The organism is Streptomyces sp. (assembly GCF_036524955.1).
Classification (GTDB): Bacteria; Actinomycetota; Actinomycetes; order Streptomycetales; family Streptomycetaceae; genus Actinacidiphila.
This window is the reverse complement of record NZ_DATDBG010000031.1, coordinates 20,420-33,229: the sequence shown is the minus strand read 5'-3', so window position 1 is coordinate 33,229 and position 12,810 is coordinate 20,420. Positions and strand designations below refer to the sequence as shown.

The window sequence follows — 12,810 nt, the reverse complement described above, 5'->3', positions numbered from 1 at the left end:
AGCCAGCAATACCCAGTGAATGCGCGAAATCCCCCAGAAAGGAACAATCATGCAGTTCGAGTCCGTTGACGCGAATATCCCGTTCGAGGCGCAACTCCAGGAGAAGACCGGGACGGTCGTGCTGGTCAACACCGTCGTCGTGCCCGACGGCCTGATGGACGAGGTCCTGGAGAGCTGGGCCGTGGACGCCGCCTACATGAAGGCGAGCCCCGGCTGCATCTCCACCCAGCTCCACAAGGGCACCGCGGGCAGCAACATCCTCATCAACGTCGCGGTCTGGGAGTCCACCGAGTCCCTGTTCAAGGCCTTCAGTAACCCGGAGTTCCAGGCGAAGGCCGCCGCCTACCCCGACGGCGTGATCGTCCGCCCATACCTGTGCGAGAAACTCGCCGTCGAGGGCATCTGCGTCGCCTGACCTCCCGGTCGCCGCAGTACACACCGATCACACGGTCAACTGCATCAGCGAGGAGCTCTCGGATGAGTTCAGTGAGCCTGGCCACCGAAACCGTTGCGCCGCTTCCGCCGCACACGCTGCTGGTGTTCCTGCTCCAGATCGGCGCCCTGCTTCTGCTGGCGCTGGCACTGGGCCGGCTGGCCCAGCGGCTCGGCATGCCGACCATCGTGGGGGAGCTGGCCGCGGGCGTCCTGCTCGGGCCCTCACTGCTGGTCCACGCCGCGCCGGGACTCTCCGGGTGGCTGTTTCCGCAGGATCCCACGCAGATGCACCTGCTGGACGCCGTGGGCCAGCTCGGCGTCCTGCTGCTGGTCGGATTCACCGGTATGCACCTGGACCTGAAAGTGGTCCGCACGCACGGCGGCAAGGCGGCGGGAGTCAGCGCCGCCGCCCTGCTGCTGCCGCTGGCACTCGGGGTCTGGCTGGGGTACGCGCTCCCCGGCCAGCTCCGGCCCGCAGACGCCGATGTGACGGTCTTCGCGTGGTTCGTCGGCGTCGCCATGTGCGTCAGTTCCATCCCGGTCATCGGCCGGGTCCTGGTCGACATGAAGCTGATCCACCGCACCGTCGGCCAGATGATCCTGGTCGTGGGCACGATCGACGACGCGGTGGGCTGGCTGCTGGTCTCCGTGGTGACGGCGCTGGCCACCACCGGCGTCGGCGGTCAGGAGATCGCCACCCCGCTGTGGCACCTGGCGGTGGTCCTCCTGGTCCTGCTGACGGCCGGACGCTGGGTGGTGCGCTGGGTGATGAACTGGGCCCGGCGCTCCGGGTCGCGCGGCGCCACCATCGCCGCCACCGTGATCCTGCTGGTCCTGGCCGGAGCGGGCGCCCAGGCGCTGGAGTTCGAGGCCGTCTTCGGCGCGTTCCTGTGCGGCATCCTGATCGGCGCCGCAAACACCGACGCGCAGGCGCGGCAGCTGGAACCGCTGAACGCGACCGTGCTGTCCTTCCTGTCACCGCTGTTCTTCGCGCTCGCCGGACTGCGGATCGACCTGACCTCGCTCACCCATCTCAAGATCGCGCTGTGGGGCTTGGCCGCGCTGGGGATCGCGGTGGCCGGCAAGTTCCTCGGCGCCTTCGTGGGCAGCATCTTCAGCCGGCTCGACCGCTGGGAGGCGCTGGCGCTGGGCGCGGGGATCAACGCGCGGGGTGTCATCCAAGTGGTCATCGCGGTCGTCGGGGTCCGCCTCGGCCTGCTCACCACCGCGATGTACAGCATCATCGTACTGATCGCCATCCTGACCCCGCTGATGGCGCCGCCCATCCTGCGGATCGCGATGAAGCGGATCGAGCAGACCGCGGAGGAGGAGCTGCGCGAGCAACGCCTGCTGGCCCTCCACGGCGTCCCCGAGACCGAGGCGCACGGGCCCGGCACGAAGAACACCGCGAGCGGGGTGGACGCCATCCCGGAACGCGACCGCGCGGCCCTCGGCCTTCACGACTAGGGCCTGCCGCATGGGTCGAGCCCCGCGCGATCCATAGGGCAGGCCTCGGCGCCGCCTCGCGCGGGCGCCCCCACAGACGCGGCGTCCCGGTCCGTCCCGCGTGACATGCCCCACGCGGGCCGGATCGGGACTGCCGCTGTTCCACCGCTGTACCCACGGCCGCGTCAACGGCGCCGCGGCCACCCCGCTACGGCCGGTCCTCCAGCTCCGGTGCGTCGTCACCCTTGACGTCTTCGATGTCGAGATCCTCCTCTTCCATGTCGAGATCACCCTCCATGTCGAGGTCCCCCTCGACCTCGCCCTCCGCGTCCAGCCGGACCCGGGAGAGCTTGTCGGGGTTGGTCACCAGGTAGATCCCGGTGACGTGGTCGTTCTGCGGGTTGAGGTCCATCACCATGACCGCGTAGGGCGAGTCGCCGGAGAAGACCACGGCCGACGGGTCGCCGTTGACGTGCCGGTAGCGGACGTCCAGCGCCTGCGGGCGGTGCGTGGCCGCGTAACCCCGAAGGAACCGGGCGACCTTCTCCCGCCCGCTGACCGGGCGCAGCGCGGACCGCACCTTGCCGCCGCCGTCGGTCCACATCGTCACGTCGGGCGCCAGTAAGTCCATCAGTGCCGCCAGGTCGCCGCCGAGCGAGGCGGCGATGAATCGTTCCGTCACCCGCTGCTGGAGATGCGGGTCGGCCTGGTAGCGAGGGCGGCGGGCCTGCACGTGCTCGCGTGCGCGGTGCGCGAGCTGCCGCACCGCGGAGGGGCTGCGCCCCAGGATCTCGGAGATCTCGGTGTGGGCGTACCCGAAGACATCGTGCAGCACGAACACCGCCCGTTCCAGCGGCGTGAGCGTCTCCAGCACCACCAGCAGCGCCATCGACACCGACTCGGCCCGCAGTGTCGCCTCCGAGGCGTCGGCGGCGTCCGCGGCCGGCGCGGTGTCCTGCGCGTCGGGTGTGTGGGTGATGAGCGGTTCCGGCAGCCAGGGGCCGATGTACGTCTCGCGGCGGCGGCTGATGGTGGCCTGCCGCGCCAGCGCCTGGTTCACCGCGATGCGGACCAGGTAGGCGCGGGGGTTCTCGATGTCCTCGGCGTGCGGTTGACGGCTGCGGCGGGCCCAGGCCAGCCACGTCTCCTGCAGGACGTCCTCGGTGTCCGAGACGCTGCCGAGCATGTTGTAGACCACCGAGAACAGCAACTCCCGGTGTCCCACGAACTCCCGGGTGGCCGTTTCGTCGGGCAGCTCCGCCGGATTGTCTGACATGGGTGGCCCTCCTGTATGCGCGCTCCTGTTCATGAGATGAATGGCACCCACCCGAGTGTGACATCGTGCGCACCCCTGTGGGTCGCGTCTCATTCGGCTCCTGTTTCTTTCCTGTTCTCTCCGGTTCTTTACCTCTCCCGCCCTTTCTCTCCCGGTGCGTGTCCAACACAGAAGGAGCTCAGGCATGTCCGTTCAGCGGCGGCTGGCCCGTTTGAATAAGTACTTCGGCAACAAGATCGTCGGCCGGATCATCCCCTTGTTGCCGGGCTTCGGCGCGGTCTTCCACAAGGGCCGCAAGTCCGGCCGCGAGTACCGCACGCCGGTCAAGGTGTTCCGGAAGAACGGGCACTTCATCCTGTCGCTGCCGTACGGCTCGGAATCGGACTGGGTCAAGAACGTGGTCGCCGCGGGCGGTTGCGAGATCCAGACCCGAGGCAAGCGCTACCCGGTCGTCGCCCCGCAGGTCTACGTGGACGACAATCCCGACATCCCGCGCTTCCTCGCCTGGTCGCTGCGGCGGTTCAACGCCGACGAGTTCATCTCGCTGAAGATCGTGGAGGCCGAGGTGCCCGCCGGGCGCTGACCGCGCTCCCAGCCGCCCGCCACCGGGGCGGGACCGTACGGTGCCCTGCTCCCGCCCGTGTAAGGAGTGACCGCAGATGCGCGTGCCCAACTGGTCGGCCGCCGGCCGCTCCGCGGTACGGTTCGCCGGTGACCGGCTGCTGCGGGCGCTGGTCGCCCTGGGCTCGATGGCCACCGGCGTCTCGCCGCCCGGCTGGTGGCGGGCGCGCGGCGAGCACTGGTGGGAGGGGGCCGCCCCCACGGAGGGCTCAGGCCCGCGGTCGGTGGTCTCCGCCGCCCGGATCGAGCGCGGCGCCCTCGACGACCCCGGAGTGCTGCGCAGGATGCGGTCGCTGCGCGGCAGCCAGGACCTGCCGGGACCGGGGGAGACGCCCGGGTCGTACGCGGACGCGGCACCGTACTGGCACCCCGAGCGGCGGGCGGCGGGGGAGGGCTGACGGCTCGGGCCCCCGGCCTTCCGTAAGCCCGGCGTCCCGGCGACGCTGCTCTCTGCGACCCCGGCTCTCAGAGCCGGGTCCTCCGCGAGCTCAGCTCTCCGCGAGGTCGTCGGTGGCTATACGGCTGACCCGGGCGGTGCGCAGCAGGAAGTCGGCGATCATCACCAGCTCGGTGTCCTCGTAGTCCGCGCACACGCCGTCCATCGCGGTGTTGAGCCCGGAGAACATGGCCGCGAGCTCGCTCTCCTTCTCCTTGACGATCCGGACCAGGATGGCGCGCCGGTCCGTGGGGTTGGGCGTGCGGACCACCCAGCCGCCGCGCTCCAGCCGGTCCAGGATTCCGGTGAGCGTGGCCGGGTGCAGCCCCGCGCGCTTGGCGAGCGCCGTCGGGCCGATCGGGCCGTACCGGCTCACCAGGTCGATGCACTCCAGATCGCTGTCCCTGAGATCGACGTGGGCGCCGACCTGGTGGTTCAGCAGGGCGAGTTGGACGCTGAGGTCGCGGAGACCGTCCTTGATCCGGTTGGTCAACCGCTTCCGCCTCCGTGCCGCCGACGCCGCTCCGGGCAGTGTGGAATCCATACGCTAGATCCTCGCATCGATCGCTCGCCGAGAGCGGCCAGGGCCCGACGTGAACGTCCCCTCAGCCGCTGGTCGCCGGTTCACCCGCCGTCGGGGTGGCTGGCGCATACCCTCTCACAACCCCCTTTGCCACTCGTAGTCCCCCGGGGAAACAATCCTGCCCCCGTCCGCCTGGCGCGAGGCGAACGGGGGCAGAGTTGCCCCGGAGAGGGGTGGGGTGTTTCCGTCGGGCGGACGCGGCGCCGATGCCGGGCGACCGAGCGGTTCCGCCGGCGGGGTTGGACGGACGTGCAGCCCCGGGGTGGGCGCCGAGGGGTGCCCCGGCCCACCGTGTGGTGGACTCACCATCGGTACCAGCGGTTGCTGCGTCCGCCGCCCGGCCGTCGGACCGCGGAACACGAATCCCAGCAGCCAGACCACGAGCGCGGCCAGCGCAATCCACCACAGTACGTGGAGGGCGAATCCGGCGCCGCCGAGAACCAGTGCGAGCGGCAACACCAAAGCAACCACAGTCATTTCAGTCTCCCTCCTCGGGCATCGCGTGCCCGGCGGGCGGGGCGCCACGCGGTCGAATATCCCGACGTGGCGTCAAATCCCTTTTCCCTCCCCGGCTTCGGCGGTGAATTCGGTTCGACGGCTTTGCGTCGGCGGGTGAATCGGCGCCGTCGCGTCGAGGCGTATTCCCGCTCACGGTGGTGGCGGGCCCGGGGCCGGTCGTTGGGGTCGGCTGCCCCGGGAGGCGGCGCGGAACGCGGTATGCCGGAACGTGCCGCCCGCCGTCCCCGTGGCACGGAAGCGGCAGACGGGGCATATGAGCCGCATAGGTCGGGAGGGCCGCGGAACGCGGTGTGAAAGGGCCCCGCGGGGTACGCGTGCGGTCGGAGGCCGGTTCCACCAAGCGGCCGGCCGGCACGTCCCAGGGAGGCACCCCATGGCACCGCTCCAGTTCCACCCCGACTCCCTCGCGGACCTCTCGGCGGTCGTCACCGGCGGCTCCCGGGGCCTCGGGCTGCTGATCGCCGAGTAACTGGTCGAACAGGAGTGCGCGGTCACCGTCGCCGCCCGCGACGAACAGGAACTCTCCCGCGCCGAGGACTACCTGCGGCTGCGGCCCGGCGCCCGGGTCCGTACCGCGGTCTGCGACGTACGCGACCAGGACGCCGTACGCGAACTCTTCCGGGCGACCGCCGAGGCGCAGGGCGGCGTGGACGTGGTGATCGCCAACGCGGGCATCATCCAGGTGGCGCCGCTGGGCGCGATCGGCGTCGCGGAGTTCCGCGAGGCGATGGACTCGATCTTCATCGGCGCGCTGCACGCCTCCCTGGAGGCCCTGCCCCACCTGCGGCGCAGCCGGGCCGGCGGCCGGCTCGCGCTGATCGGGTCGGTCGGCGGGCTGATCGCGGCGCCGCACCTGCTGCCGTACTCGTGCGCGAAGGCCGCGGTGGCCGCGCTGGCGGAGGGGCTGCACGCGGAGGTGGCCCCCGAGGGGGTGAGCGTGACCGCCGTGCACCCCGGGCTGATGCGCACCGGGTCACACGTGGCCGCGGAGTTCGGCGGGGACCAGGCGGAGGAGTTCGCGTGGTTCTCGGCGCTGGCCGGCATGCCGCTGGTCTCGATGGACGCGCGCCGGGCGGCCGAGCGCATCGTCACCGCGGCGCGGCGGCGCAAGACCCGCCTGGTCCTCACCCCGGCCGCCCGGGCGGCGGAATTCACCCACGGCGTGGCCCCGGCCCTCACCACCCGCCTCACCGCACTCTCCGTCCGTGCCCTGCCCTCCTCCCCCCAGCGCCCCACCCCCCTCCGCAAGGGCGCCGAGACCACCTCGCCCCGCCCCACCCACCCGCTCAAGCGCAAGCTCCACACCTGGGCCACCGCCCTCAACGACCGCGCTTCCCACGCGTACAACCAGCACACCCGCCACCACCCCTCCCGCTGACTCCTGCGGGGCCACCCCCCGTGCGAGGCCACCCGGCCCCCTCCCGCCGCCCTCCGTCCCCTCTCACCCGCACGGCTGAATGCCTGCTTCTGGCGGGGTTTCTCCGCGTGCCCCCCGCTCGCCCGCCCGCTCATCGCCCAGGATGCCGAAAGACGGCGAAACCGGGAAACCGGGACGACGCGGACGAACGCCGGGCGGCCCGGTGGCACCTGGAGGAGCGGATGACGGCAGTCGAGGGCCGACCAGGTCCGTCCGGCGCACGCGCGGGCAGGTCGGCCAGGGGCCGGAAGCTGGCCGGCTGGCTGACCACGACCGACCACAAGACCATCGGGAACATGTACCTGGTCACCGGGTTCGGCTTCTTCCTCTTCGGCGGTGCGCTGGCCATGGTCATGCGCGCCGAACTCGCCCGCCCGGGGCTCCAGGTCGTCTCCCAGCAGCGCTACAACGAGCTGTTCACCGTCCACGGCACCGTGATGATGCTGCTCTTCGCCACGCCCACCTTCGTCGGCTTCGCGAACTCCATCATGCCGCTCCAACTCGGCGCGCCCGATGTCGCCTTTCCCCGCCTCAACGCCTACACGTACTGGCTGTTCCTGTTCGGCGGCCTCATGGTGGTCTCCGGCTTCCTCACCGACAGCGGCGCCGCAGCCTTCGGCTGGTTCGCGTACGCCCCGCTCAACGGGCCGGTCTTCAGCCCCGGTATCGGCGGCGACCTGTGGGCGATGGGTCTCGTGGTCTCCGGCCTGAGCACAATCCTCGGGTCGGTCAACTTCATCACCACGATCATCTGCCTGCGCGCCCCCGGTATGACGCTGCTGCGGATGCCGATCTTCACCTGGAACGTGCTGTTCACCTCGATCCTGGCGCTGCTCGCCTTCCCCGTGCTGACCGCGGCCCTGCTGGGGCTGGAGGCCGACCGCACGTTCGGGGCGCACATCTTCGACGGGGCCAACGGCGGGGCGCTGCTGTGGCAGCACCTGTTCTGGTTCTTCGGCCACCCCGAGGTCTACATCGTGGCGCTGCCGTTCTTCGGCGTCATCTCCGAGGTCCTCCCGGTCTTCAGCCGTTCCCCGGCCTTCGGCTACCTGGGGCTGATCGGCGCCACCATGGCCATCACCGGCCTGTCGGCCGTGGTGTGGGCGCACCACATGTTCGCCACCGGTGCGGTGTTTCTGCCCTTCTTCTCCCTCGCCTCCTTCCTCATCGCGGTTCCGACGGGCGTGAAGTTCTTCAACTGGATCGGCACGATGTGGCGAGGCTCGCTGTCGTTCGAGACGCCGATGCTGTGGGCGACCGGCTTCCTGGTGACCTTCCTGTTCGGCGGGCTGACCGGCGTGCTGCTGGCCTCCCCGCCGCTGGACTTCCAGGTCACCGACTCGTACTTCGTCGTCGGGCATCTGCACTACGTGCTGTTCGGCACCGTGGTGTTCGCGATGTTCTCCGGCTTCTACTTCTGGTGGCCCAAGCTCACCGGGCGCATGCTGGACGAACGCCTGGGGAAGATCCACTTCTGGACCCTCTTCGTCGGCTTCCACCTCACCTTCCTCGTCCAGCACTGTCTGGGCGCGGAGGGCATGCCCCGCCGGTACGCCGACTACCTCGCCGCGGACGGCTTCACCACCCTCAACACCGTCTCCTCGATCGGCGCGTTCCTGCTCGGCCTCTCCACGCTGCCGTTCTTCCACAACGTCTGGCGGACCAGGCGCTACGGCGCCAAGGTCGAGGTGGACGACCCGTGGGGCTACGGCCGCTCCCTGGAATGGGCCACCTCCTGCCCGCCGCCGCGGCACAACTTCCTCACGGTGCCGCGCATCCGCTCGGAGTCGCCCGCGTTCGACCTCAACCATCCCGAGGCGTCGGCGCAGGCGCTGCGGCACCGGCAGACCGAGCGCGGGCACGACACGCCCATCATGGGCAAGAGGGGCGTGCAGTGAAGGCCTCGGCGATCATGTTCACCGGAGTGGCGGTCTTCTTCGCCGCCGCCGCGGCCGTCTACCGGTGGACCTCCCTGGAACCGGCCGGTACCACGGCGCTGATCGTGTCCACCGTCATGTCCGGGCTGATCGCCTTCTTCCTGTGGATCCAGTACGCACGGCTCGGCTCCGGCCCGCAGGACGAGGGCGACGCGGACGTGGTGGACGCCGCGGGACCGGTCGACTTCTTCCCGCCCGACACGGGTTATCCCGTGGTGACGGCGGCGGGCACCGCCCTCACGGCGCTGGGCGTGGTGCTCGGGCCGTGGATGTTCCTGATCGGCCTGGGCGTGCTGATCCCCGGGGTCGTGGGCTTCGTCTTCGAGCATGTCAACCGCGCGGAGGCCCGGTGAACGCGGGGGCCGCACGGTCCGGGGCGGGTTCCGGCGCGGCGGTGGGGTTCCGGTGCCGGTTCGGGCTACGACGCCACGCCGTATCTGCCCGCTCGCGGCGGCCGGCACCCCCCTCCCGCTCCCCGACGGTGTCCCGGGCGGCCAGGGCGTCGCGACCCTCCGCCGTCCTCCGCTCGTCCGCGCTGCGGGTCCACCCGCCGGGCAGCACGTTCTCCCTTGTCGTCCCCCAGCAGATCACCGTGTGCGGCACGACGTTCACCGTCACGCCCTTCGCCGCGGGCAGCACCGGCAACCCCTCGACCTGAATCGGGGCAGGTCGTGTGCGCCGCGGGGGGCTGGGTAGGCGCAGCTCCGACGCCTGAGGGCAGCAAAGACGCGCGGTCGGAGGGAGACGGTGATGGTGGTCTCCGAGACGGTTCTCATGACTGCCGACGGGTCGGCGCTCGTCGGTGACCTGGTCGTTCCCGGGCCGGTGCGGTCCGTGGTGCTCTTCGCCCACGGCAGCGGCAGCTCGCGGTTGAGCCCGCGCAACCGGGCGGTGGCCGGGGTCCTGCAACACGCCGGGTTCGGCACGCTCCTGCTCGACCTGCTGACCGAGCAGGAGGAGCGGGTGGACGCGGTGACCGCCGAGCACCGCTTCGACATCCCGCTGCTGGGCCGGCGGCTGACCGCGGCGATCGACTGGCTCGCCGGGCAGCCGGCGACCCGCGAGCTCCCGGTGGACCTGTTCGGGGCGAGTACAGGTGCGGCGGCGGCGCTGGTCGCCGCGGCCCGGCGCCCGGACCGGGTGCGTGCCGTGGTCTCCCGCGGCGGGCGCCCCGACCTCGCCGGCGACGCGCTGAGCGAGGTACGGGCCCCCGTCCTGCTCATCGTCGGCGGCCGGGACGAGCAGGTCCTGCGCATGAACCAGGACGGGGCGCGCCGCCTGGGCGCCTCCCACAAGATCCTCGTCATCCCCGGCGCCACCCACCTCTTCGCCGAACCCGGCGCTCTGGAGGCGGTCGCGAACGCGGCGCGGGAGTGGTTCCTGTACGGCGTGGAGGAGGCGGCCCGCGGCGCGGCCGGGGATACGGCGGACGGCGGGGTGGCGCACGGCGCGGCGGACGCCGGAACGCGGGGCGCGAGGGAGGAGGGAGCGCGATGACATCCGTCCTGCCCGAGACGAACGCACAGCTGGAACAGGTCCGGGACGGTGCGGTGCCGCTGGCCGGGCCGGACTCGTTCGATCCGCTGCTGGAACGGGTCGGCGAGGCGCGGTACGTGCTGCTCGGGGAGGCGTCGCACGGGACCGCGGAGTTCTACCGGTGGCGGGCGACGCTGACCCGGCGGCTGATCGAGGAGCGCGGGTTCTCGTTCGTCGCCGTGGAGGGCGATTGGCCGGACTGCCTGGCAGTGCATCGCTCGGTGACGGGCGCGCCGGGCGCGCCCGAGGACCCGGCAGACGCACTGGCGCAGTTCCGCCGCTGGCCGACGTGGATGTGGGCCAACACCGAGGTGCGCGACTTCGCCCGCCGGCTGCGCGAGCACAACTCCGGCCTGCCGCCGGACACCCGGCCGGTCGGCTTCTTCGGCCTGGACGTCTACTCCCTGTGGGAGTCGCTGCACGCGATCCTCGACCACCTCCGCGAACACGCTCCGGAACACGTGGAGGCGGCCCTGGAGGCGTACCGCTGCTTCGAGCCGTACGCCGAGGACCCGCAGACCTACGCGCAGGCCACCCGGCTCGTCCCGTCGGGCCGCGAGCCCGAGGTGCTCGCGCTGCTCCAGCGGATACGCGGCCGCACCGAGCAGCCGGCGGCCGACGGCGGGACCGCCGAGTTCACCGCCCGGCAGAACGCGGAGGTACTGGCGGACGCGGAACGGTACTACCGGGCCATGGTGTGCGGCGGCCCGGAGTCCTGGAACATCCGTGACGAGCACATGGCCGACACCCTCGACCGCCTCATCGACCACTACGGCCCGCAGGCCAAGGCGGTGGTCTGGGCGCACAACACCCACGTCTCGGACGCCCGCGCCACCGACCTGGCCGACGCCGGGCTGCTCAACCTCGGCCAGCTGGTACGCGAACGCCACGCGGCGGAGGGCGTCGTGCTGGTCGGCTTCGGCTCGTACGAGGGCACGGTGACCGCCGCCGAACGCTGGGGCGCCCGCCCGCGCGTGACGCGGGTGCCGGCCGCCCGCGGGGGCAGCACGGAAAGCCTGCTGCACCGGGCGCTGCCGGACACCTCGGCGCTCTTCGTCTTCCCGCCGGGCCCGCACTACGGCCGGCCGGTCCGCCGCGGCCAGGACTGGCTCGCCGAGGACCGCGACCACCGGGCGATCGGCGTGGTGTACCGACCGGAGCGCGAGCGGTGGGGCAACTACGTCACCACCGTCCTCGGCGCCGGCTACGACGCGTTCCTGTACTTCGACCGCACCCGGGCGCTGACCCCGCTGCAACCGGGCGGCGGCGAGCCCGGCGAGGAGGAGACCTGGCCCACGGGCTTGTGAGCAGCGGACCCGGCCGGCGGACCCGCGGGCAGGCGAGACCTGGGCCCCGCTCGTGAGCTCGGGCCCCACCGGCATCCGACCCGCCGAGGCATCCGACCAGCTGAAAAGAGGAGAGGTCATGCGATTCCACGACCGGCGCCAAGCCGGACAGGAGCTCGCCGCCCGGCTTCTGGACCGGGCGGCCGACGGCGACCTCACCGACCCGGTCGTCCTCGCCCTGCCACGCGGCGGCGTCCCCGTCGCGGCGGAGGTCGCCCGCACGCTGCGGGCACCGCTGGACGTGCTGGTTGTCCGCAAGATCGGCGCACCCGGGCGGCCGGAGGCCGGGATCGGCGCGATCGCCGACGACGAGCCGCCGCTCTTCGACGAGCAGTCCCTGCGGATCCTCGGCCTGAGCGAGGACCGGCTCGCCCCGGACGTCGCGCGGGAGCGGACCGAGCTGCACCGCCGCGAGGACGCCTACCGGCACGGCAGGCCCGCGCCCGACATACGGGGCCGGACCGTGATCCTCGTGGACGACGGGCTCGCCACCGGCGTCACCGCCCGCGCCGCCCTGCGCCACCTGCGCCGCGCGCAACCGGCCCGGCTGATCCTGGCGGTCCCGGTGTGCGCCGCGGGCGCCCCCGAAGCGCTGCGCGACGAGGCCGACGAGGTGATCTGCCTGCACCAGCCGCGGAACTTCCATGCGGTGGGCCTGTGGTACGAGGACTTCGGCCAGGTCTCCGACCGCGAGGTCACCGACACCCTGCGCGGTCTGAGCGTCTCGCCCTGAGCCGCCCCGACTCGCCCCGACCCCGGGCGGAATTCCGTCCTGGAGGATCCCGTGACCAGTGCGCAGCCGCCCGGGCACCCCGACCCGACCCACCCCGACCCGGTGCCGCCGGTACCGGGCCCCACGCCGGGGCCGCCCCCCGGACCCGAACCCGTACCGCCGTCGCCCCCGTGGCCCGAGCCCGACCCCGTACCGCCGAAACCGCAGCCGCCGACCCCCGGCCCTGAGCCGTGGCCCGCGGGTGTGCGGGGCGTCTGGTACGGGAACCACGGGCTCGCTCGCGTGCGGTCGCAGCCACGGGGCCCTCTTGCCGAGCGGGCGTACCGGATGGTTGACCCGTTACCGGAGCCCACGTCTCCCGGTGGAACCGTGTCGAGGGCAGGGCCGATGCGCCCTCGGGTGGTTCACCTAGCCTGCTTCCCGCGCCTGCTTCCCTCGCGTGTCGCCTCCGCCACAGTCGCCTCCCCGCGGGGCGCCGCACCCCGGGTGCCTGGCGCCGCCCCGGGCCAGGCTTTCCGTGCCGAA

Annotated in this window: 13 protein-coding genes and 1 pseudogene; 11 read left to right on the top strand and 3 right to left on the bottom strand. The window is 72.1% G+C overall.

The genetic code is table 11. The features are described from left to right. The first annotated feature begins 49 nt into the window (after positions 1-49). Together VIW71_RS02785 and VIW71_RS02780 are read left to right on the top strand one after the other, a co-directional pair. The gene (locus tag VIW71_RS02785) at positions 50-415 is read left to right on the top strand and encodes an antibiotic biosynthesis monooxygenase family protein (protein WP_331620268.1); all 366 of its coding nucleotides are present in this window, start codon (positions 50-52) and stop codon (positions 413-415) included. A gap of 62 nt (positions 416-477) precedes the next feature. Continuing rightward, positions 478-1,902: a cation:proton antiporter gene (locus tag VIW71_RS02780; RefSeq protein ID WP_331620266.1), complete on the top strand. Its 1,425-nt coding sequence runs from the start codon at positions 478-480 to the stop codon at positions 1,900-1,902. 187 nt (positions 1,903-2,089) lie between these two features. Here VIW71_RS02780 and sigJ read toward each other — a convergent pair whose 3' ends face one another. Further along, positions 2,090-3,157 (bottom strand): RNA polymerase sigma factor SigJ, encoded by a 1,068-nt coding sequence (sigJ, locus tag VIW71_RS02775; RefSeq protein ID WP_331620265.1) that lies wholly within the window; start codon positions 3,155-3,157, stop codon positions 2,090-2,092. Positions 3,158-3,341: 184 nt separating this feature from the next. On the opposite strand from sigJ, the gene VIW71_RS02770 reads away from it, so the two are divergent. Then, positions 3,342-3,740 carry a nitroreductase family deazaflavin-dependent oxidoreductase gene (locus VIW71_RS02770; RefSeq protein WP_331620263.1) on the top strand — a complete coding sequence of 133 codons (399 nt, stop codon included), beginning with the start codon at positions 3,342-3,344 and terminating at the stop codon, positions 3,738-3,740. 76 nt (positions 3,741-3,816) lie between these two features. After that, positions 3,817-4,176 carry a hypothetical protein gene (locus tag VIW71_RS02765; RefSeq protein ID WP_331620261.1) on the top strand — a complete coding sequence of 120 codons (360 nt, stop codon included), beginning with the start codon at positions 3,817-3,819 and terminating at the stop codon, positions 4,174-4,176. Positions 4,177-4,266: 90 nt separating this feature from the next. Here VIW71_RS02765 and VIW71_RS02760 read toward each other — a convergent pair whose 3' ends face one another. After that, the gene (locus VIW71_RS02760) at positions 4,267-4,758 is read right to left on the bottom strand and encodes a MarR family transcriptional regulator (protein ID WP_331620260.1); all 492 of its coding nucleotides are present in this window, start codon (positions 4,756-4,758) and stop codon (positions 4,267-4,269) included. Between the two features lie 341 nt (positions 4,759-5,099). Further along, positions 5,100-5,274 (bottom strand): annotated as a pseudogene (locus tag VIW71_RS02755) (hydrophobic protein). 511 nt (positions 5,275-5,785) lie between these two features. Between VIW71_RS02755 and VIW71_RS02750 the strand changes: the two are divergent. The 7 genes from VIW71_RS02750 (at position 5,786) to VIW71_RS02720 (ending at position 12,285) form a co-directional block, all read left to right on the top strand. Further along, positions 5,786-6,694 (top strand): SDR family NAD(P)-dependent oxidoreductase, encoded by a 909-nt coding sequence (locus VIW71_RS02750; RefSeq protein WP_331620271.1) that lies wholly within the window; start codon positions 5,786-5,788, stop codon positions 6,692-6,694. Positions 6,695-6,915: 221 nt separating this feature from the next. Beyond that, positions 6,916-8,631: a cytochrome c oxidase subunit I gene (ctaD, locus tag VIW71_RS02745; protein ID WP_331620259.1), complete on the top strand. Its 1,716-nt coding sequence runs from the start codon at positions 6,916-6,918 to the stop codon at positions 8,629-8,631. Beyond that, a complete protein-coding gene (locus VIW71_RS02740) occupies positions 8,628-9,023 on the top strand; it encodes a cytochrome c oxidase subunit 4 (protein WP_331620258.1) in 396 nt (131 codons plus the stop codon). The genes ctaD and VIW71_RS02740 overlap by 4 nt, the downstream gene beginning before the upstream one ends. Positions 9,024-9,151: 128 nt before the next feature. Continuing rightward, positions 9,152-9,328, top strand: coding sequence for a hypothetical protein (locus tag VIW71_RS02735; protein WP_331620257.1), 177 nt, complete (start codon positions 9,152-9,154; stop codon positions 9,326-9,328). Between the two features lie 95 nt (positions 9,329-9,423). Beyond that, positions 9,424-10,167 carry a dienelactone hydrolase family protein gene (locus VIW71_RS02730; RefSeq protein ID WP_331620269.1) on the top strand — a complete coding sequence of 248 codons (744 nt, stop codon included), beginning with the start codon at positions 9,424-9,426 and terminating at the stop codon, positions 10,165-10,167. Continuing rightward, entirely contained in the window at positions 10,164-11,513 is a 1,350-nt protein-coding gene (locus VIW71_RS02725) for an erythromycin esterase family protein (RefSeq protein ID WP_331620256.1), read from the top strand. Before VIW71_RS02730 ends, VIW71_RS02725 begins: the two co-directional genes overlap by 4 nt. A 118-nt stretch (positions 11,514-11,631) precedes the next feature. Further along, positions 11,632-12,285 (top strand): phosphoribosyltransferase, encoded by a 654-nt coding sequence (locus VIW71_RS02720; RefSeq protein ID WP_331620255.1) that lies wholly within the window; start codon positions 11,632-11,634, stop codon positions 12,283-12,285. Positions 12,286-12,810 lie beyond the last annotated feature (525 nt).

Bases quoted from the DNA above. Each gene is read 5' to 3' on its own strand.
- VIW71_RS02785 (WP_331620268.1), top strand. From the start codon at position 50: ATGCAGTTCGAGTCCGTTGACGCGAATATCCCGTTCGAGGCGCAACTC.
- VIW71_RS02780 (WP_331620266.1), top strand. From the start codon at position 478: ATGAGTTCAGTGAGCCTGGCCACCGAAACCGTTGCGCCGCTTCCGCCG.
- sigJ (WP_331620265.1), bottom strand. From the start codon at position 3,157: ATGTCAGACAATCCGGCGGAGCTGCCCGACGAAACGGCCACCCGGGAG.
- VIW71_RS02770 (WP_331620263.1), top strand. From the start codon at position 3,342: ATGTCCGTTCAGCGGCGGCTGGCCCGTTTGAATAAGTACTTCGGCAAC.
- VIW71_RS02765 (WP_331620261.1), top strand. From the start codon at position 3,817: ATGCGCGTGCCCAACTGGTCGGCCGCCGGCCGCTCCGCGGTACGGTTC.
- VIW71_RS02760 (WP_331620260.1), bottom strand. From the start codon at position 4,758: ATGGATTCCACACTGCCCGGAGCGGCGTCGGCGGCACGGAGGCGGAAG.
- ctaD (WP_331620259.1), top strand. From the start codon at position 6,916: ATGACGGCAGTCGAGGGCCGACCAGGTCCGTCCGGCGCACGCGCGGGC.
- VIW71_RS02725 (WP_331620256.1), top strand. From the start codon at position 10,164: ATGACATCCGTCCTGCCCGAGACGAACGCACAGCTGGAACAGGTCCGG.
- VIW71_RS02720 (WP_331620255.1), top strand. From the start codon at position 11,632: ATGCGATTCCACGACCGGCGCCAAGCCGGACAGGAGCTCGCCGCCCGG.